Below are 20,360 nucleotides of genomic sequence, written 5' to 3'. Positions count from 1 at the left end.
CCCAGGTACATGAAAAGCGCATGGCGGATGACGTGGTACGTGGCGCTGGTGGGGATGACGCTCGCCGTAGCGGCGTGCGAGCCCGTGGCCGAGGGAGAAGTACGGGTGACGATGAGTGGCGGGGACGGGACCCAGCGAGGCTACGCGAGCCACCTCTTCCAGGATGGCTGGTCCGTACAGTTCACGAAGTACCTGGTCTCACTGGGGGACTTCACCCTCACCTCGGCTTCCGGGGAGAAGCGCACGGCGCCCGAGCACGTGCTGGTGGACGTGCAGAAGGGGGACGTGCCGCTCACGGGGCTGAAGGGGCTGCCGGCCGGGCGTTGGGGGGTGGGCTTCCGGGTGAGCCCGCCGCGGGAGGACACGAGGCTGCCGGACGGGAACGTCTCCGCCGAGGATCTCGCGATGATGCGCGAGCGCGGCTACAGCTACTGGGTGGAGGGGGTGGCGGTGAAGAAGGACGTGGGCGTCTACACCTTCCGCATGGGCTTCCCCGTGGACGCGCACATGGTGGACTGCATCAACGGCGTGGACGGGACGATGGGCATCGTCGTGCCGGAGAACTCCGTGGCGCAGGCCGAGGTCACCATCCACGCCGAGCACATGTTCTACGACCGGCTGGGCACCCACCGGGGGGTGCAGCTGCGCTTCGATGCCATCGCCGCCACGGCGGATGAGAAGGGGGTCATCACTCCCGAGGGACTCGCCACGCAGGACCTCCTGGATCTGCGCGACCGGAACGGGGGCGAGCTGAAGGACGACCAGGGGAATCCGGTCGTCTACGAGCCGGGCGCCTACACGGTGCGGACGCTGCAGGAGTTCGTGACCCAGAGCGTCGTGGACCAGGCGCACCTCAATGGAGGAGGCGTCTGCACCGTCGCCCACTGAGGAGACACCGTGCGACCCTTCCGCCCTGTGCGCGGGTGGGCTATGCCGTGCCCCCTCCGAGGAGCCGGGAGCGGAAGGAATCACGGTGAAGCGTCTATTCGTCACGGGAGGCACGGGGTTCATCGGCGCGAGGTTCATTCCCCTGGCGCTGGAGGCGGGTTACCAGGTGCGGGTGCTCACCCGGAACGCCCGGGCCGCCGAGCGGTGGAAGCACGCCGGAGTCACCGTGGTGCACGGAGATCTCCTCACCCCCGGGCCCTGGCAGGAGGAGGCGGCGGCGAGTGAGCACGTGGTGCACCTGGCGCAGCCGCTCACCTTCGGAGGCCGCGTGACGCACAAGCGGGCCGAGGCCTACCGGGACCAGCGGCTGCGCATGGACTCGCTGCTGCTGGAGTCGCTGAAGCCGGGCACCGTGAAGCGCGTGCTCTATGTCGGCGGGACCAGCTACTACGGCGACCAGGGTCACGAGCTCGTCACGGAGGACAGCACGCCCAGGCCCTCGGGGTGGGGTCCGTACATCGCGCCCGCCATCGAGGCCCTGCCGGGGTACCTGGCACGCGGGCTGCCCCTGGTGGAGGCCTATCCCGGCTCGGTGTACGGGCTGGGCTCCTGGTTCGAGGAGTACGCGCTGGTGCCGCTGAAGGAGGGCCGGCGCCTCTTCGGGCTGAAGGAGACGCTCGTGCGCAAGATGTCCCCCATCCACGTGGAGGACTGCGCCCGAGCCCTGCTGCACCTGCTGGAGCACGGAGAGGTGGGCAGGCGTTACTTCGTGGTGGATGACGAGCCGGTGACCTTCGCGGACCTCAGCCGGGTGGCCGCGGAGACCCTGGGCGTCACCCACCGCAGGCTGCTCCTTCCCCGCTGGCTGTGCACGCTGGCCCTGGGCCCGGTGATCACCGACTCACTGACGGCGGAGGCGAGGCTGTCCAACGCGCGCCTGCACGCCACGGGCTTCCAGTTCCGCTATCCCACCATCCGCGAGGGCGTGCCCGCCCTGGTCCGTCAGTGGCTGGAGAGCCGAAATCAGACGCGCTGATCGCCGTCGTGCACGGCCCGGCCGGACGCCAGCACCTTGGAGAGTTGCAGGAGCCGCTCCGTGCCCACCCGCATGAGCGCCGCGCGGACTCCGGGCTGACTGGCCAGGTACTGCTCGAAGGCCTCGCGCCCCAGCCGGAGCATGTGGCACGACGTCTCCGCGCGCACCGTGGCGCTCGCCGGCTGGCCGAGCAACAGGGAGATCTCCCCGAACACATCCCCCTCCCGCAGGTTGGGGAAGGCGGTCTCCCGCCCGTCGGGGCGGCGGAACAGCGGCGTGCACTGGCCCTGGAGCAGCAGGTACAGGCCATCACCCTTCTGCCCCTGCTCGATGATGACGCGCCCGGCCTCCACGGTCCGTAGCTCGAAGATGTGGGACAGCGCCTCGCGCTGCGCGGGCGCCAGCGCGGAGAAGATGGGGTGGCTGCGCAACACGTTGGCCAGCAGCCGCTCCCGGTAGAAGTGCTGCACCGTGTCGCCCACCGAGTGGTGCTTGAAGGCGATCCGCTCCACCTTCGTCCGGTGGAGCTCGAGCGCCAGCACGGGCTCGGTCGCCACCACGGTGGCCAGCCGGGGGCTCTCGGACACGAGGGCGATCTCCCCGAAGAACTCCCCCTCTCCCAACGAGGACAGCGTGCGCCGCTCGCCGCCCTCCACCTGGCGCACCACGTCCACGCGCCCCTCGACGAGGATGAAGGAGGAGCGGCCCGGCTCACCCTCGACGATGAGGTTCTGCCCGGGATGGAAGACGCGCGGCTCCAGGACGCCCACCAGCGCCATGAAGGGCTCGCGCGGGAGCAGCGAGAAGAGAGGCACGCGCGGCAGCGCTCCGGCTCCCGTGGTCGCTCCCGGGGCATCGGGCCGGGCATAGAGCTCCGCCAGCAGCTGGGGGGTGCGCGTATGGGCAGGCTCGAGCTGCAGGAGCACCTTGCACACCGCGATGGCGCGCAGCGGCTGGCCCTGCCGGGCCAGGTCCGTGGCCAGTGCCTCGGCGGTGGCGAGCGCCTCGGGGGTGCGGCCGAGTGCCTGGAGCCGTTCGAGGCGCGGGAGGAGTGGGTCGGACATGTTCCACCCTGTATGCCACAGGCCCTGGATCCACGCAGCACCGGGGGCAACTGCAATCACCGGACCGAGGAAATCCCATGGGCACCCACAACGACATGAAACAGAACCGTCCCAGGTGGAAGACGTACCTCCTGGAGCTCGCCGCGTTGGGCGTGCTCTTCGTGGGCCGTGCCAGCTTCGCGGACCCCGGGAGAACCTGCTGGGCCGCGTGATGGCGGTGCTCTACAGCCCGCGCGAGGGGCTCTCCGGGAGCAAGCGCTGGTGGATTCCGATGCGCACGGATGAGGGTCGCGGCGTGGACGCGCGCCTCACACGCTGACGCGGGAACGGGCACCCCGCTCGCCCGTCACTCCCCCGTGGACGAGGGCCGCGTCGCACGCGAACGGCTCGGGCGAGCATGGGAAGAGGCCCTCGCCCTCGCTGGAACCGGTGCTTCCCGGACATGGCCCGGAGCCCCACCTTCCCAGGAAGAAGGCCAGCCTGCAGGAGGGCGAGGTGATGAAACATCCCGCGTCGCCGAGAGTCGTCACCCTCGTTGGACCCCAGGGCGTGGGAAAGACGACCCTGTTCGAGTCGCTGTTGCGGTCCATGGGGGCGGAGGAAATCCGCATGGGGGGAACGGGGAGTGCGGCCACCGGACGGAGCATGACGCTCGAGCTGTCCGTGGCCCACGCGACGTTCCTGGGAGAGGAGTGGACCTTCATCGACAGCCCGGGAGCCCCGGAGTTCACCCAGGAGGCGCGCCACGCCCTCATGGTGAGCGACGCGGCCCTGGTGGTGTGCGACGCCTCGCCCGAGCGCGCCGCGGCCCTGGCGCCCCTCTTCACCTTCCTGGATGCGCGCCGCATCCCCCACCTGCTCTTCCTCAACGTGCTCGAGGAGGGAGGCGCGTCGGTGCGGGAGGTGCTCGAGTCGCTCCAGGCAGTCTCCTCGCGGCCTCTGGCGCTGCGGGAGATTCCCCTGCGCCAGGGCGGACACCTGGTGGGCGTGGTGGACCTGGTGAGTGAGCGCGCCTGGGTCCAGGAGAAGGAAGGCCGACCCGCGCTCATCTCCCTGCCGGACGCGGACCGGCCACGTGAGGAGATGGCCCGGCGCGAGCTCCTCGAGCGGCTGGCGGATCTGGACGACACCCTGCTCGAGCAACTCCTCGAGGACGTGGTGCCCGCGCCGGAGGCCCTCTACGGGCAGCTGGAGCGCGCGTTGCGCGAGGATCGGCTGGTGCCCGTCTTCCTCGGCTCGGCGGAGCGGGGCCTGGGGCTGGAGCGGCTGCTCAAGGGCCTGCGTCACGAGGTGCCCACGGTGGACGAGACGCGCGAGCGCCTGGGCCTTCCCGGAGGCGTCACGCCGCTGGTGCAGTCCTTCAAGACGCAGCACCTGCCACACGTGGGCAAGCTATCGATGGTGCGCGTCTGGCGCGGCGAGGTGCATGACGGAGGCACGCTGGCCGACAGCCGGGTCGGCGGCGTGCAGCGGCTGCACGGGACGAAACAGACGCCCGTCGGCGTGGCCCGCCCCGGTGAGGTGGTGTCCATCGGGCGCGTGGAGGCGATGCGCACGGGCAACCTGGCCGAGACCAGCGACGTGCAAACGCCCAGGGAGTGGCCCCTGGCTCCGCCCCCGGTGTACCAGCTCGCCATCGTCGCGGAGAAGCGCACGGATGACGTGAAGCTGACGACGGCCCTGGCCCGGCTGGTGGAGGAGGATCCCTCCCTGTCGGTGGACCAGGATGCGGACACGCAGATGCTCCTGCTCGGTGGACAGGGGGAGATGCACCTGCGCGAGGCCGTCGAGCACCTGCGCACGCGCATGCGCGTCCCGGTGATGACGCGTCCGCTGCCCATTCCCTACCGGGAGACGCTCCGCCGGAGTGGCTCGCACCACGCGCGCTTCAAGCGGCAGTCCGGCGGACACGGGCAGTTCGGCGACGTGGTGGTGGACGTGAAGCCGCTGCCCCGGGGCCAGGGCTTCCGCTTCACCTCGGCCGTCGTGGGCGGAGCCGTCCCCAAGCAGTACATCCCCGCGGTGGAGGAAGGCGTGAAGGACGGCCTGAGGCGCGGGCCGCTCGGCTTCCCCGTGGTGGATGTGGACGTCACCCTCACCGGAGGCACCTACCACTCCGTGGACAGCTCGGATCAGGCCTTCCGCACCACCGGACGCCTGGCCATGGTGGAGATACTGCCCAAGCTGGAGCCGGTGCTGCTCGAGCCCATCCTCCAGGTGGACATCCACGTGCCACACGAGGCCACCCCGCGCGCCCAGCGGCTCGTCACCGGGCACCGGGGACAGATCCTCGGCTTCGACACGCACCCGGAGATACCCGGCTGGGAAGTGCTCACCGCCTACATGCCCCAGGCGGAGATGCAGGGCTTCATCGTGGAGCTGCGCTCGGCCTCCTCGGGCCTGGGCAGCTTCGTGATGAGGCATGACCACTACGCGGAGTTGGTGGGCAAGCAGGCCGAGCGCGTGGTGAGCCATCAACAACAACCCGCGGCCGAGCATTAGAGAGATATCCCCTCTCCCGGAGGGAGAGGGAGCATGCGCAATCACGGTGGGGGCGGTGAGAGCGCGCGCAATCCCTCGGCGATGGCCAGGGCGATGTTGCCCATCAGGTCCTGCCGCGCGTTGACGACGTAGAGGTGCGGCGTCAGCGCCCACACCTCACGCACCACGCGCCGGGGCGGCGGGGGCGGCTGGGTGCTCAGCTCGGCCTGGAGCAGCGGCAGCACCTTGTCGGACAGCCGCAGCGCGGTGTCCATGACGAAGAGGGCCAGGTGGGGGCGCAGCGCGCGCACGCGCCGGAAGAAGGCGCCCACCTCGTCCGGAGCCAGGTGCTTGGGCGGCGAGGACTTCATCTCCAGGTAGAGCAGCCGGCCTTCCGCCGCGGCCACCACGTCCAGGTCTCCGCCCACCTCGGGCGCGTGGAACTTCACGCCCACGGCCACGTCGAAGCCCAGCCGCCCGCGCAGCTCGCGAGCCACGTACCACTCGAGCGTGGGGCCGAAGTTGTGGGCCGGATAGCGCAGGCGGTAGCGCCCACCGTCCTCGCGCTCCGCGAGCCCGAGCGACACCAGGTCCTCGGCCACCTTCGCGGCCTGCGCGGCTCCGAGGTAACGCGTGGCCTCGGTGGGCGAGAAGCTCCCGCGCCGCAGGATGGCGCCCCGGAGGAAGAGCCGGAAGGCGTAGTGGCCGAGATGCTCCGCCAGCCGTTCGGCCGCCTCGCCCTCGAGGTCCGGCGGAAATGGCAGATCCAACGGGGCCACGGTGGGCTGGAAGCCCCGGCGCACCAGCATGGCCAGGGCCTCGCCGCCGGGAGGCAGGAGCATCCTCGGCACGGGCGGAGCCCCCGCGGCATGCAGCTCCAGATCTCGTGCAGTGGGACGCTCTCCGGAGCTCACCGGTCGCAATCGACGTCGTTGAAGGTGTTGAACGGCACGCCCGCGACGTTCATGACCTCGTTATTACCACAGGGGGGCGTGCTCAACTGGGAGTCCTTGGTGGCGATGTGCCAGGTGTCGAGCCCGCCGCCTTCGTTGTCGATGTCACCCACCGCGAACGCATCGATGTTGCAGCCGGGGCAATTCCCCGAGAGGCCCGGGGACTTCGGGTTCCCACCTCCGCCCGTCGTCCAGGAGAAGCTGACCGGCATGGGGTCCGGAATGGCGGTGCGGAGCGTGTGCTTCCCCTCGTCCGCCGTGATGCAGTTGGCGGACTCGGGTGGGGTGACGGCGCCGCCGGCCTTGCGCTCCTCGCACCTCCGGTCGGGAGAGAAATAGTAGGCGTAGCGGTTGCCGCGCTCCGGCAGGAAGCCGACTTCCCTGTGGGCCTCCAGGTACACGCCCTTCTCCAGCAGGTAGGCGCGCTGGGCGGTGAACCAGGTCCGCAGGTTGGACTTGGCCTCCGCCTGCTTGGAGCGGGCCTGGAACCGCATGTAGTTCGGGACGGCCACCGCGGCGAGGATGCCGATGATGCCCACGACGATCATCAGCTCGATGAGGGAGAAGCCACGACGCTGCTGGGTAAACGGACGGCGCATGAGGGACCCTGAGGAGAACGGGCCGCGGCGGGAGCCGCGAGTGGACACCGGGAATCCAGTATCCGCACCAAAATATCATCGGATGAGAAAGATGCGTTGGAGCGGGCGGCGAGCCGCATCGCGTCAATCTCCCATGCCCGCCCGTCCACCGGACAGGGGGAGAACCCAGCCATGGCGGTGGAAAAACCTCAAGCAGGACGCACCCTTACCCGCCACCGCCGGGGGCACATAGAGGCGACAAGCTCCAGCCCCGAGATACCCCGTAGCAAAACCCCCTGCCGGGAGCGGTACACCCGGTGAAAAATCCCCCGCTGGAGCCCAATCCACCGGACCGGCTCCATCCAGATGTGAGTCCGTCCGTCCGCCCCAAACCTGGCGCCAACGGACGGCGGTGACTTTCAGGTGAAGCCTGCGATCGCAGCCTACGGCTCCGCCCCCGTTGTGGATCCCGCGCCCATCTTGGACCGAAGGGCATCCCACAGCTGCGCGTGGTTGAGCAGGATGTCCTTGATGCCATTCCGGACGGCCTCGGAGTTCAACGCCTGCGTGCTCATCAGCGCGCAGGCAGGAAGAGACGGCCAAGAAGCCCAACCCAACGACAGTCGGAAGGGCAACGGCGAGGCGGTGGTGGGCTGGGATGCCGTGCGCTACGGCGGGCTGCAACGGCACTTGCAGCTTTCACTGGGCGCCGAGGCATTCACCTGGGGCCGCTTCGACGTGGACGGGCGCGTGGCGGTGCAGCTCTTCAACCGCAACCTCGAGGTGGCGGTGGAGGGCTTGGCGGTGGGCATGGGGCTGCCCGGAGCGCGCTACATGGACGGGGCCGAGGTGCGCTGGCGCCTCTTCGGGGGGCGCCTGTACGCGCTGGGTACGGGCGGCACGCTGCTGCTTCCGGAAGGCGCGCTGCGCCCGGGGGCCTTCGTTTCCGTGGGCCTGGGGGTAGACAATACGCGCTGACTCGTCACGGGCCCGGTGGGTGGGCCTTGTGCTCGCCCTGGCCCTGCTGTCCACCGGCTGCGCGTCAACGCCACCGCCCGGCAGGGGGACGAGCCTGCGCTACACGCCGCGCGAAGCCCCTGGGCCAGCATCGGCCCAGGGGCCGGGTGTCGAGTCTCCGCGCATCCTCGTATCAACGCCTGAGTCCGAGACACCGCAGCGGTTGCACCGGAGCCGGGCCGCCCGTGAGGAGGTGACGGCGGCAGGCCCGGACAGCGCGGAAAGGGAGGCGCGGCAGAGGGCCCTCGCGGCCCAGTTGGCGTTTCGTGGTGTCATTCGCGAAGTGTCAGGCTCCACCCGCCGCATCTCCGGCGAGCTCGCCCGGCTCAACGCCGGTGGCCGGGGCCTCGCCAGCGGAAACGGGGTCTTCCTCCGCTACGCCGACTACGGCGCCACGCAACTGCGATGGTTGGAGGCCCAGCTCGCCGCCGCCACCCGGCTGGCCAACGCCGCTTCGGAGGTGGAGGACCCGGACATGCAGCTCGCCCTGTTGCGCGTGGCCGGCCCACGGCTGGAAGCCGCCATGGTGGGCTCGCTCCTGCTCGCCGTCTGGCTCGACTTCCTCAACCTCGCCGACGTCGCGCTCGAACAGCACCTCTACCCCGTGGAGACGCTCTTCGCGGACATGTGGCGCAGGCAGGAGATGCTCGAGCCCGCGATGACGGCGCTCTCCTCCCGGGAGCACGGGCAGGTGGAGGCCGCGGCGCGAGGCGTGCCGCCGTTGGTGGGCCACCTCACCAGCGAATTCGCCGCCACCGTGGAGAGAATGCGCGTGGCGGCGGAGCACCTCCAGAAGATGCTGGTGCTCAAGGACGCCATCGAGACTGTCACGATGCTCTCGACGATGAGGTTCTCGCTGCCCTTGCTGCCTCCGTCCGCTCCCGCCCTGGTGGGCATTGGACTCTCAGTGGGTAGCGACGGGGTGATGATGGGCACGCGGATTGTCGTGTCCGCCGAGTGGGTGGAGATGGTGCGCCAGTTGGTGCGCGCGGGTGTCCTCTCGCTGCCCGTCGTCAGCGCCGCCGTGCGGATTCAGGCGGGCCAGGTGATGCTCGCGCAGGCGCACGGCGAGCTGCCGCGAGGCGTGCGCGACGCGCTGGGAGATGGGCCCGAGGTGGGAGCCATGCACGAGACGGGCAAGGCGGGGGCTGGCATGGCCGAGCCACCGCGGCACCACGTCCTGCCGAAGGAGTTCCGCGAGTGGTTCGAGAAGCGCGGCTTCACGGGCGAGATGGACATTGACGAGTTCTGCGTCGGGATGGAGCGGGCGCACCACGAGGCCATCCACGGCGGTGGCGATTGGAAACTGGGCCGCACATGGCCCGGTGAATGGAACCAGATGATCATGGAGGTGTTGGGAAGAGCCGAGTCCAGAGCGGGCCGGATGTTGACGCGGAACGAAATCCTGAAGATCGTCGCGGGGCGTATGGAGGCGTACTACATCCCGATGAGTTTCATCCCGTGGAGAGGGCCATGACAGATGGACATCCTTGGCAGGGCAACTGGGTAGTGCGCCTGTACGAGCGCGTCCGTGAGCAGGGTTACGATTCACTCACGGCCTTCGCCGAAGCGCGCCCCACTGCCTCGCTGGTGGCTCTGGCCAAGGAGCTTGGTCCGGACGACGTCGCAGGAGTGCAGGTGTTCAAAGGACTGGTAGCCGAAGCGGAGCGGAGCAATCAGGTCACACGCCTTGTGCGCGGACAACTCGTGCGCGAACTGTGGGCGTGTCTCCCAAACGGCTGGCCGGCCGTGCTCGACGACGCCAACCGTTTCGACGTCGCCCATGCACTCGGCGCGTGGGTTGCCTTCACCCCAGAAACCCATAAGGACCGAGCCGACAAGGTCGGCGATGCACTCCTCGCCATGCCGCCGCCGCCCGGATGGCTCCCGCTCGGGCCCGACGACGAGTTGCTGCGTACGCTTCTGCCGGACGAGGAAGTTTGAACCTCCCCTACTCCTCCAGGAGAGAGCAGCCTCCGACGAGACATGGGCTCTGGCGAGCCCAGCGTACACGGCAGGCGACCGCTACTGAGGAAACGTTACGTTGCGGACTGCGTGGACATGACGGCCGGCCGCCTCATCGTGAAGCGCAGCGTCTTCCGCCGACATGACGATGCGCTACGCCCATCTCAGCCCGAACGTGAAGAAGGATGCTATGCGGGCCCTGGACGTTGTGCGCCCGATGAGCCCATTGGGGGCACATGACCAGGAGGGCGCCGCGTAGAAATGAAAGAGCCCCCAAGTCTCAAGGATTTGGAGGCTCATTCAGCGTGCCCAGGGCGGGATTCGAAGCCGGCAAATCACATCATGCCCGGTGCCACGTGGTGAATCGTCGCCAGGAAAATCAAGCACTTGTGCGGACGGTAGGCGCAATACGTCGCGTCCCGTCAAACAGCGGTGTAGCTGTGTAGCAGCACCCTTCACGGTTCGAACCGGCCTCCCGTTCGGGGGTGCGGCAGGACCCCGCTGCCAATGCTTACCCGGCGGTCCGATGGCCACTCCCAGCTCCGCGAGGGACACGGCGCGCCCGAGGCCCCGTAAGGGCCAATCCCACCATGTATGCGCGCACGCCCCGCCCCTGTTGATGGTCACCAGGAAGCGCGGATTCCTGGTCATGGGTCGCCGGGAGTTGCCTGACTTCAAGACCACTCCCTGCGGTGGGTTCGGCCGAGAAGTGGAGAGGGGGGGAATGCGCCGGTGGAGTCCACGACCGCGCGCGCCCAGAAAGACGGAAGGCCCACCAGATGCAACTGGAGGGCCGTCCTGGAGGCGCGCCCTGGTGTGCGAGTCGGGCGGGCCGATGAGCAAGAGGTAGCGCACTCCGGGGCGCGGCGCCACAAGCGGGCGCGTGCGAGGAGCCCCTGTTGGAGGCGCTGCGCTTCGTGGTGTGCGGCCGGCCCGAGTGCCGGCAGGTGTTCTTCCTCTGCTCCGCGTGTGACCGTGGCCAGCGCTACTGCGGGCCGCCGTGCAGTCGAAGGGCGCGAGCGGAGTCGATGCGCGCGGCGGGTGCGCGCTACCAGCGCACCCGGGACGGACGGCACGCGCATGCCGCGCGGCAGGCGGCCTGGCGGGAGCGCCAGCGAGAGAAAGTGACGCTGCCGTTCTTCCGCCGCCGAGGCACAGACGGCGAGTGTGCCCGTCGCGCCAGCCCCGGCCGCCACGCAGGTGGTCGAGGAGCCGAGCGCAGCGAGGCCACTTCCGCATGCACCGCCGCCCTCCATCCCCGCCTGCACCTCGTGCGGGCGTCAGAGTCCCTTCCTGCGCCACACCCCCCTTGCGCGCACCCACGTGGGCCGGCGCCTCAGGGCTGCCCGTCCGCCGTGAGGTGGGCCCATGATTTCCCCCGAGCTCGCCGCCCGCATCCGCCGGCTGCACTTCGCCGAGCACTGGAAGGTGGGCACCATCTGCTCCGAGCTGGGCGTGCACCACGACACCGTCCGGCGCGCCCTGACGCTCGAGCGCGTCAGCGGCACGGGGGTGAAGTCCGTCAGGCCCACGCTGCTGGATGCCTACAAGGACTTCATCCAAGCCACCCTGGAGGCCCACCCACGCCTCACCGCCATGCGCCTCTTCCACATGGTGAAGGCGCGCGGCTACGTGGGTGGCCCGCTCCAGGTGCGCCGCTACGTGCGCACGGTGCGCCCCACCTCTCGCGCCGAGGCCTTCCTGCGCCGCGGCACGCTTCCGGGCGAGGAGGCCCAGGTGGATTGGGGGCACTTCGGCACGCTGCCCGTGGGTAACACGCGCCGCCCCCTGTGCTGCTTCGTCATGGTGCTGGGCCACAGCCGCGCCCTCTACGCGCGCTTCTTCCTCGACATGACGCTGGAGAGCTTCCTCAAGGGCCACGTGCTGGCCTTCCAGGCGCTGGGGGGCGTGCCGCGCGCGCTGCTGTACGACAACTTGAAGTCCGTGGTGCTCGAGCGCGCCGGCGACGCCATCCGCTTCCACCCGCGCCTGCTGGAATTGGCCGGCCACTACCACTTCGCCCCCAAGCCCTGTGCCCCCTACCGCGGCAACGAGAAGGGCAAGGTGGAGCGCACCATCCGCTACCTGCGCGACTCCTTCTTCGCCGCGCGCACCTTCAGCGGCGTGGATGACCTCAACGCTCAAGCGGCGCGGTGGACGGCCGAGGTGGCCCACGCGCGCCAATTGCCCGGCGACGTCACCGGGCGCACCGTCGCCACGGCCCTCGAGGAGGAGCGCCCGCGGCTGCTGCCCATGCCCGCCCACCCGTTTCCCACGGACGTGGTGCGCCCCGTCGCCTCCGGCAAGACGCCCTACGTGCGCTTCGACTCCAACGACTACTCCATTCCACACACCCTGGTGAAGAAGCCCCTCACCCACCGCGTCATCCACCACGCGGACGTCCTCGCTATCGAAGGCGAAAGCTACCGCCGCCGCGAGGCCGAGGAGGCCGCGACGACCAGGAAGGCGAAGTCCAAGCGCTGAGCCTCACCTCGACTCGGGAGGCCAGACCCCCGGCACACCTCCTGTCGCCGCCGACGAGCTGGGGCTCCCCTTTGCGCCGAAATCACCGGTACCCGGGTCCGGGGCGGGGGCCTACAGCCCCCGAGCCCCCAGTGGCTCCCGAACGGCCCGCGCGTGATGCTGCGCGGTCCGCTCTGGAGCTTGTAGCGGCTGCTCGTGCGGAAGAGGAAGCGGAACAGGCGCTCCGCTCTCCGAGCTTCTCGCTGCCCGGCCTGGCCACATCGAACGGCCGTGCGGGGTGGTTCCCGGGGACCGGTGATTTCGGTGGAAGTGGTCCCCTTGCTGGGCGGTGGTGACAACCTCCGGCTTCCCGGTCCAAATTCCCGCGCTTCCTCGTGAACGCCAACACCCGTTGGACGACCTATACGCCAGAAACGCATGAGGAGCGTGTCAAGCAGCCCAGGGTAGCGCTCCGCGCCGCGCCACCGCCGCCCGTCTGGCGCCCGCTTGGCCCCGACGACGAGTTGCTGCTCACGCTCCTGCCCGACGAAACAGTTTAGCCCCAAGCCTTGGTCGAGCCGGGCCACTGCGGTGGCAGCACCTACTCGGGTGTTACCGCACACGCTTGTTGATGGAGATTTGGACCGGCTGGTTGATGGGCATCAGTCAGGATGAGCGGATTTCGACCTTGCAACCTTACCGCAGAAGTCGGCATCCTGACCCCACTGGCCACGTAACCGGCCAAGACCAACTCTTCTACTCCGTTGCCATGGCAGATACTTCCGAGACTTCACCTACTCTTCAGCCGCTATGCCCTGCTCACTCAGAGGTGGAAGCAGTGCGGACATGCGAACGCTGCGGGCTGTACGTCTGCGCCCGCTGCGTTCGCGCGAGTGGGAACTGCTGGGAGTGCGTTCGCAAGTACGCAGCCCTGGTCCCCTCCTCGGCAGCTCGCGCCCGGTGGGTTGCTCTGTTCCTCCGCATTTTGGGAGTTTTGGCGACCGGCCACGTACTCCTCTATCTCTGGGGCATTCTTGTGCCCGGTGCACGTGAGTCCACGAAGACCTTGGAGATCCTCGGGGCCACCGGAACCTTTTTGAATTACGTAAGCTTCGTGGTGTGGGGTGTGACGACGGTCACGTACCTCCTGTGGCTGCACTCGGTTGTCCGGCAAGTGAACGCATGGGGTAGGGATGTGGGGGCGACGCCAACTTGGGCCGTGGGTTGCTGGTTCGTACCGTTGGTGAATCTCGTCAAGCCGTACCGTGTGGTACGGAGCATAGTGGAGGAACTGGGGGGCAAGCCACTCGGCGCTTCGCTGCGTCTGGGCACATGGTGGATTGCCTTCATCCTCTCGCGAATGCTGGCGATGCAGGCTGCTCGCATGTCGATGCGGATGCTACATCCATCGCTCGCGCTCAAGGTGTACATGGTTCAACTCGTTTCGATGATCTGCACCATCGTGGCTGCTTTCCTCTGCATACGGATCGTCCGAGAAGTGCAGGAGCGCCTCGAAGTTCGCAGGAGCGGCCTCTGAGTCGCATCTTCCACTGACCTTCACAATAGCCTCGGACCAGAGGTGTCTTTCAGTGCCCGCGAGTCGGGCATCCGGCTGGCCGACCACCGCGAACTACTGGCCTCCCGGTGGCCGCGCCTCTCCTGTACAGGGCGCTAACCTCTCAGGGACATGTCTCGATGCCCCAGCCGGTTCTCAGTTCCGGTGCCGCTCGGCCACGCGGTAGAACTGGGTGAGAGAGTAGTCGAGCAGCGCCTGTCGCGAGTGCATGTAGTGGCGGGCCCTGGCGAAGGGCAACCACACGCGGTTGCCCACAAGCACCTGTGCCTCCTCGAGCTTCTGGCGCGGAATCCATCTGCCGCCCAGATTGCGCACCAGCACCTCGCCTAGGTACGCGCCAATGGCGGGCACCGCGTGCTCGTCGATGGCTTCCCGCAGGCGGCTCTTCGGGAATTCCTCGCGCCAGAAGTAGAAGTCGGCCTCCGTGAGCGACTCGGGCGTTGCATCGAAGACGGAGGGCACCTCCGAGTGCAGCAGCGCCACGAGGTGCTCAGCGAGGTCGCTGTAATACTCGAGAGCGCGCTCCAGGTTGTCCACGTCCGGGGGCTGGGCGGAGTCGGCGGGGCGCCACTCCTCGGGCTCGGGGGGTTGCCACGCGTTGAGTTCGGCAATCCTCCGCTGGCGCTCGTGACTGGCGGCGCGGTCCACCACACGCGAGAGGAGCGGGGCCAGGTCCGGATGGAAGCGGGGCTCCACAGGGGCGAGCATGGCACTGCGCTCATACAAGGTGCGTAGAATGGTGTCGAAGTCGAGGTCGGGCCGAAGGTGGGCGTGAGCGCGGGCCTGTGCGCGCCGTGCCTCCTTGCTGGCGAAGTCCGCCACGGTGGGCCACGTCACCAGGAGGATGGAGCCGTTGGGGAGTTCCTCCACCCGGTGAGCTGGCGTGGACAGCATGCGCTCGCGACCGACCGTTTCCACAAGCTTGGGGCCGAAGACGTTGAGCCAGCACACCTCGTAGATCCTGTCGAACCCATCTCTGTACAAGGCTTCATCATCACGGCCGAAATTGGGAGCGCCCGCCAATGCCCTGTCATCGGTACTGTGGGTCATGGCATAGGTAACCGGGTACCGAGAGGCCCATGCGCGCACCAGTTCCACTAAGTGGTGACAGCGCTCAGCTTCCGCGAAGAAGGAGAGAGGCTTCACCCCAACCATGATGTCCAGCCCATGCGGAAGTGACCGTAGGCTGAGACCAAGAGACATGTCCAGCGCGGGCCACTGCGTCCGATAGAGCCCACAATGCGTGTATCTTTCGCTGCCCCGCTCTTCCAAGGCCTTCCAAACGGCGGCGCGGGCGTACTTGCGTTGCCGCTTGCCTTTGACGACGTCCGGCATCCACCCATCGGCGTACTCCTCGAGCGCCTGAAGAAAGGGCGCCAGCTCGCGCTCCAGTGCCGCTTGTGGACTGAAGGCACCGTCGAAGGTTAGCAGGAGGCTGTCCTCCGGCTTCACGCCGTAAAACTCCAGCACCTTCATTGGAACAACACCTCCACTCCCGGAACGGCTTTCTTGGTTTCGTTCACGGCACTCTTCAAGAAGTCTGGATTCGTGGGCTTGAGATCGCTCCCCTCGTAGACGAGGCGGACCCGCTGGACGGGCACCTTACCGCCCTCGCGGAGAAGGGACTGGAGGGAGTCCCGGCGGATGTCCAGGATCTCGCCGTATTTCCGCAAAGCTTCACTCGTGTCCTCAATCATCCGCGCCGTCAAAGCGTCTCTCCCTAGCCCCGAGAGATCTCGGCTCTTGAAGCTGAACGTCTCCACGCGACGTGGCCGCCCGCCGAGCGCACCCTCTTCGATGACGAGCACGTCCGCGTAGCGCAAGCCGGGGCCCGGCTTCCTCACGCCCACCTGCGTTTCAATGCGGGGCCTGTCGAAGTCCCCGAGGAAGCGGCGCTCGGCCCGAGGCTTCAATGCGTCCTCTCGCAGCAGCTTCACCATGTCGCGCTCGAAGGCCATGCCCCGGGCAAACCACCCGCGCAGCCGCTCGTAGCCCTCCCATTTCAGGGGGCCCTTGGCGGCCGTGCCCTGCTCCACCTCGCGGAGGCGCTTCTCGTAGTAGTCCACATACTCGAGCCAGCGCGGGTTGCCCCGGGCCTCGGGCGGCGGGGCGTCAAGGGCGGGGCGGTGCTGATTCAGCACGCCCACGTCCTTGGGCAGGCGCGGGCCCGTGGCCTCGAGCTCCACCGCCGCGAGCTTCGCCTCCACCACCTCCCGCGTGTGGCCAACCCCCTCATCCACCAGCGAGGCCAGGGTGCCCTGGCCCTCCGCAGCACGGGCCTTTTTTGGGACGGAACGTACGGCTTCGTCCGCCGCACCAGCGACTTCCCCGGCGCCTGCCCCGCTCTTCGTGGGCGGGGAGCCCGTGGATCCGGGCTTGGCCTTGGACATGAGGGGCCGTGCACTGGCCACATTTCCCCGGGCTTCGTACAGCGCCAGCGCGGCGTCTGCCCCTCCCACGGCCACGAAGCGCCCCGCCTCGCGGCTGGCTTGTATGTAGCGGGCCAGCTCTCGCAGGCCCTCCACGCCCGCGCCCAGCCGTGCTTGCAGTTCCCGCGTCCTCTCCGCGAGGAGACTCACTCGCACCCGCACCGTCTCGAGTCCCCGCTGGAGTCCGGCTCCTCCTCCCCGGGCCTCGTAGAGAGTGCGCACGCCCTTGCCCCCCACATACAGGGTTGCCAGCAGCGCGACGGGAGTCAGCTCGCGAATGGCCTGCTCGTACTCGCCCTGCGAGAGCGAGTACAGCCCGTGGCCCGTACCCGCCCCGAGGTAGTAGAAGCCGAGCGGCACGCCAAAGGTGAGGTGGTCCACGCTGCCCAGCACCACGTTGCCCGCCGAGAAGTGCTGCTTCGCCGCCTCTCGTTCCACCTCGTCGAGGTCCTCCTGGTAGGACGGTGGGAGCTGGCCTCGTTGCCGGGTGTAGTGGGTGTACCAGGCATTCTTCTCCTGCTCATGGGTGAGCAGATCGGTGACGGCGCGGCCTGCCCCCCGCATCAGGTCTCCGGGTTGGAAGTCCCTGTCCGGACGGGCCGAGAGCTTCAGGCTCCGCGCGTCCAACTCCGCACGGGCCCTGGGCATCAGCCCCAGCGTGGTGTCCAGCCGCTTGTCCTGGGCCAGCCAGAAGAAGATCTCCCGCAGCTCATCGTCATAGGCCGAGTCGAGGAGGAAGCGGACGAACACCTCGGCATGGGCGACTCCATACTTGTCCGTGGCATGAAGGATGAACGCGAGACGCTTGCGGTTGAGAATGCCGGCCGCGTCCTCTCGCACGGGTCCCAGCGAGCCGAGTCGCACGGCATCCCAGTCCGTCAGCGACTCCACTAGCCGTGGCATGTCCACGCGCTCCTGGAACGCGACGTATTCCGCGGGCGAGGTGCACGTGAGGAAGGGGGCGAGGAGTGCTTCGCTGTCGTCGGCGGAGAAGTCGGGCCAGCCTGGGGGCAAGGCCTGCCCTCCGCACGAGCGCGGCTCCTGGGGGGCAGCCCCCGTGCTGGCCACCTCGTACGCGGGAGCCTCGCCCGAGCTCTCCAGGACCGCGTCCGGGCCCAGCCCGCGTGCGCTGCGGCGGCGGTGCAGCCGCTCCTGCTCGCCCGGCTCGGCGGAGAGGGCGCGCTCGCCCGCCTCCGTGGAAGCAAGGGGGGAAGGCGCCTCAAGCGCGGGTGTACTGCCCCCCGCCTCTCTCAACGTGGACAGAGCACGGGGGCCCTCGGCAGTGCTGCCGCCCTGTCGCGGCGCCAGCGTGACGCAGCCGGTGGAGAGCAGCACGGCCCCCAGCAGCAGCGCCGCCCATATGCGCGCCGGGGCCTCAGCGCGCATTGTCCACTCCCAGGCCCAGCGAGGCGAAAGCACCCGGGCGTAATGCCCCGTCCGGCTTCGGGAACAGCAGGGTGCCGCCCTCAGCCAGCGCGTACAGCTTGTGGCCGAAGCGCCAGCGCACCTGGCCCGAGTACAGGTGGCGTGCCCCTGGCTGGCCCAGCCCCAGCGCCAGCCCGCTCAGGGCGACTTCCAGGTTGCGGTTGGCCAACTGTGCCGCGAGGCGCCCGTCCACGTCCACCCGTCCCCAGCCGAACACCTCCGCGCCCACGGAGAGGGACAGGTGGCGTTGCAGCAGCCCACCTAGCCGCACCCCGTCCCAGGCCACCACCGCCTCGGCGTAGGTGGAAAACCCCTCGGGGAAGAGCGCCTGCGCCAGCGGCAACCCGGGCGTGCCCACCGCGCTCAGGCGCCCCAGCTCGTAGTCCGGGCCGAAGTACCCCTGGCGAAAGCCCCCCTGCTGCCGCCGCACCTCCAGCCGCAGCTTCATGTCCAGGGTGGCAGAGAGGGCATCCGCCCCCACGCCGGCCACCGCCCCCCAGGCGCCCCCCACACCCGGGCGGCCTCCCCAGCCGCCCAGCACGTGCAGCTCGAAGCCTGGGCGCACCACCACCACCGCCGTCCCGTCGAGGTGGGCCAGCGTCACCGGAGGAGAAGCACCTCCAGCCCTACCCCAGTCATGCACCGCCGACAACCCCAGGGTGTAGCGGCCCCGCTGCCGTGGTGGGCCGGTGAAGAGGTGCTCCAAATCCACCTCGGCCTGGGCTCCCATGAGGCGCGCCCCCAGCACGTCCGAGGCGAAGGCCTCCACGAAGAGGGGGCCGACGGAGCCCGTGAAGGAGGCGCCCGCCGGGTGGTAGTCCGGGTTGGCGCGGTTGGAGTAGCGCCGCACCAGATGCCCGGAGAGGAGGCTGTAGCCCTCCAAGGCCCCCACCCACAGCCCTACCGGGGAGGTGTCCGAGCCGAGCTTGAGGGCGTGCACCAACTGGCCCCAGTCCGAGAGGCTGTCCCAGTCCGCCTGGCGCACCAGCCCGGCGCCCACCTCGCCGCCTGCCAGACGCAGCCGCACCGGGGCCCAGGTTGAGGCCGAGCGCTTCACCACCGTCCACCACCAGCATGGGCGTCAGTTGGGCGTAACCCTCCACTCCGCCCCTTCCACCGTTCGACAGCAGCGCCAGCCCCGTGGCCTCCAGGCGCGTCAGGTAGCGCCACCCTCCAACCCTGGAATCCGCGAGCGGCGCAGGCTCGGCTCCAGCGGGGGAGGTGGTAGGCCCTTCCACCTGGGACAGCAGCAGCAGCGCCAGCAGTGTGGACGTCATCAGGGCCTCCAACTGAAGAGCTATCGATAAATTGGCTGGAGCCCACCTGCCAAACCAATAAATCCGGGCACTTGGCGGCTCCGCCGGGTGATTTATCGATAGCTCTTGAGGGCTCCATTCTAGCAGGAGATGGCGAAAATTCAGGACAACCAGGATAAGCCTGAAAATATCTACTTTGAAAGTCGGAATCGGCAACCCGACTTCATAGTGCGCGTCCGCCGGCTTTCTCCATCTTTTCTAGGCTCCATGCCAGTAGCCCTATCGCTCGGGCGCACGTCACACTAGCAGGCTGCTGAAAAAGTCAGGATTGAGCCTCTGAGGAGGGGGGGGTGCCCTCTCAAGGCGAGGACCCTGTCGATGCTCACCGAGAAGCGCGGGAATTTGGACGAGCCGAGCGTCGCGGCCTGAAACTGGCGGGCAGAGGTAGGAGGAGGTAGCGCGGAGAGCCGGGATGAGGGCGCCAAAAAGAAGTTGCGCTCGAGGAGGTTGGGGGCAACGGGCTGGTTGTGACGTGAGTCCGTCGTGCGCACGAAGCGACGTCTCTTGCGAGCGGCGATGTCGTGCTGGCGCATGAGGCGGGCCACGCGCTTGCGACTGACGCGTTGCCCGCGGGCACGCAGCTCCGCGTGGACGCGAGGACTGCCGTACGTGCCTCGGCTCTCCTGATGCACTTGTGTCACCACCTCGGCCAGGGCCCGGTCCGACTGGTCCCGCTCGGACTCCGGGCGCTCCTTCCAGGCGTAGTAACCCGAGCGCGACACGCCCAGTTGCTCGCACATGAAGTCGATGGGGAAATGGGCCTTCTGCGCCTCGGAGCACTCGAACTTCACGTCGAGCCCTCCTTCGCGAAGAAGGCCGCCGCTTTTTTTAGGAAGTCACGCTCCATCTGCAGCTGGCGGTTCTCCTTACGCAGCCGCACCAGTTCCTCCCGCTCGGCCGAGGTGAGCGCGCCCGCCGGGCCCTTGCCCTCGTCGACATCCGCCTGATTCACCCAGTTGCGCAGCGCCGACTCGGTCAAGTCCAGGTCCTTGGCCACCTGGGGCAAGCTCTTGCTGCCCTCGCGCACCAGCCGGACCGCCTCGGCCCTGAACTCCGGGGTGAAACTCCGCCCCTTCCTTCGCTCCATGAACACTACCTCCCGTGTAGCCGACTTATGAGGTGTGTCCACAAAACCGGGGCAGGCTCAAACCCGCCACACTCCGGGTACG

13 protein-coding genes and 4 pseudogenes are annotated in these 20,360 nt (G+C 68.7%); 10 read left to right on the top strand and 7 right to left on the bottom strand.

The genetic code is table 11. The annotated features are described in order from the left end of the window. Nucleotides 1-27 precede the first annotated feature (27 nt). Nucleotides 28-888, top strand: a complete 861-nt coding sequence (locus tag JQX13_RS29675) for a hypothetical protein (protein WP_239013934.1) — start codon at nucleotides 28-30, stop codon at nucleotides 886-888. An 85-nt stretch (nucleotides 889-973) separates the two neighbouring features. Next, nucleotides 974-1,924, top strand: a complete 951-nt coding sequence (locus tag JQX13_RS29670; RefSeq protein WP_203402844.1) for an NAD-dependent epimerase/dehydratase family protein — start codon at nucleotides 974-976, stop codon at nucleotides 1,922-1,924. On the opposite strand, the gene JQX13_RS29665 is transcribed toward JQX13_RS29670, so the two are convergent. Then, nucleotides 1,912-2,988 carry a cyclic nucleotide-binding domain-containing protein gene (locus JQX13_RS29665; RefSeq protein ID WP_203402843.1) on the bottom strand — a complete coding sequence of 359 codons (1,077 nt, stop codon included), beginning with the start codon at nucleotides 2,986-2,988 and terminating at the stop codon, nucleotides 1,912-1,914. The two genes, JQX13_RS29670 and JQX13_RS29665, sit on opposite strands and share 13 nt — an antisense overlap. A gap of 77 nt (nucleotides 2,989-3,065) precedes the next feature. Between JQX13_RS29665 and JQX13_RS55565 the strand changes: the two genes are divergently transcribed. Continuing rightward, nucleotides 3,066-3,200, top strand: a complete 135-nt coding sequence (locus tag JQX13_RS55565) for a hypothetical protein (RefSeq protein ID WP_275424873.1) — start codon at nucleotides 3,066-3,068, stop codon at nucleotides 3,198-3,200. 286 nt (nucleotides 3,201-3,486) lie between these two features. Further along, entirely contained in the window at nucleotides 3,487-5,490 is a 2,004-nt protein-coding gene (locus JQX13_RS29660) for an elongation factor G (RefSeq protein ID WP_203402842.1), read from the top strand. Between the two features lie 41 nt (nucleotides 5,491-5,531). Here JQX13_RS29660 and JQX13_RS29655 read toward each other — a convergent pair whose 3' ends face one another. Then, entirely contained in the window at nucleotides 5,532-6,383 is an 852-nt protein-coding gene (locus JQX13_RS29655; protein ID WP_203402841.1) for a hypothetical protein, read from the bottom strand. After that, nucleotides 6,380-7,021 carry a prepilin-type N-terminal cleavage/methylation domain-containing protein gene (locus JQX13_RS29650; protein ID WP_203402840.1) on the bottom strand — a complete coding sequence of 214 codons (642 nt, stop codon included), beginning with the start codon at nucleotides 7,019-7,021 and terminating at the stop codon, nucleotides 6,380-6,382. The genes JQX13_RS29655 and JQX13_RS29650 overlap by 4 nt, the downstream gene beginning before the upstream one ends. Before the next feature lie 615 nt (nucleotides 7,022-7,636). Between JQX13_RS29650 and JQX13_RS29645 the strand changes: the two are divergent. The 6 genes and pseudogenes from JQX13_RS29645 to JQX13_RS29625 form a co-directional block, all read left to right on the top strand. Continuing rightward, nucleotides 7,637-7,978 (top strand): annotated as a pseudogene (locus JQX13_RS29645) (hypothetical protein); the annotation flags it as partial. Nucleotides 7,979-8,006: 28 nt separating this feature from the next. Then, entirely contained in the window at nucleotides 8,007-9,494 is a 1,488-nt protein-coding gene (locus tag JQX13_RS29640) for a TIGR02269 family lipoprotein (RefSeq protein ID WP_239013933.1), read from the top strand. Beyond that, nucleotides 9,491-9,961 carry an NUDIX hydrolase gene (locus JQX13_RS29635; protein ID WP_203402839.1) on the top strand — a complete coding sequence of 157 codons (471 nt, stop codon included), beginning with the start codon at nucleotides 9,491-9,493 and terminating at the stop codon, nucleotides 9,959-9,961. Before JQX13_RS29640 ends, JQX13_RS29635 begins: the two co-directional genes overlap by 4 nt. 1,389 nt (nucleotides 9,962-11,350) lie before the next feature. Beyond that, entirely contained in the window at nucleotides 11,351-12,466 is a 1,116-nt protein-coding gene (gene istA, locus JQX13_RS29630) for an IS21 family transposase (RefSeq protein ID WP_239013932.1), read from the top strand. Between the two features lie 392 nt (nucleotides 12,467-12,858). Then, nucleotides 12,859-13,005, top strand: a pseudogene (locus JQX13_RS54520) (NUDIX hydrolase); the annotation flags it as partial. Between the two features lie 71 nt (nucleotides 13,006-13,076). Then, nucleotides 13,077-13,982, top strand: coding sequence for a DUF4328 domain-containing protein (locus JQX13_RS29625; RefSeq protein ID WP_343211156.1), 906 nt, complete (start codon nucleotides 13,077-13,079; stop codon nucleotides 13,980-13,982). 174 nt (nucleotides 13,983-14,156) lie between these two features. On the opposite strand, the gene JQX13_RS29620 is transcribed toward JQX13_RS29625, so the two are convergent. The 4 genes and pseudogenes from JQX13_RS29620 to JQX13_RS54515 all read right to left on the bottom strand — a co-directional run. Beyond that, nucleotides 14,157-15,497 (bottom strand): hypothetical protein, encoded by a 1,341-nt coding sequence (locus tag JQX13_RS29620; RefSeq protein WP_203402837.1) that lies wholly within the window; start codon nucleotides 15,495-15,497, stop codon nucleotides 14,157-14,159. Next, a complete protein-coding gene (locus JQX13_RS29615) occupies nucleotides 15,494-17,836 on the bottom strand; it encodes a hypothetical protein (protein WP_239013930.1) in 2,343 nt (780 codons plus the stop codon). The genes JQX13_RS29620 and JQX13_RS29615 overlap by 4 nt, the downstream gene beginning before the upstream one ends. Next, nucleotides 17,826-19,152: pseudogene (locus tag JQX13_RS29610) on the bottom strand (hypothetical protein). The gene JQX13_RS29615 and the pseudogene JQX13_RS29610 overlap by 11 nt, the downstream one beginning before the upstream one ends. Before the next feature lie 467 nt (nucleotides 19,153-19,619). Continuing rightward, nucleotides 19,620-20,278, bottom strand: a pseudogene (locus JQX13_RS54515) (IS3 family transposase); the annotation flags it as partial. Nucleotides 20,279-20,360: the final 82 nt, after the last annotated feature.

This window comes from Archangium violaceum, from assembly GCF_016859125.1.
Lineage (GTDB): Bacteria > Myxococcota > Myxococcia > Myxococcales > Myxococcaceae > Archangium > Archangium violaceum_A.
Note: the sequence above shows the minus strand (reverse complement) of the source record. Positions and strands in the feature narration are given on the sequence as shown.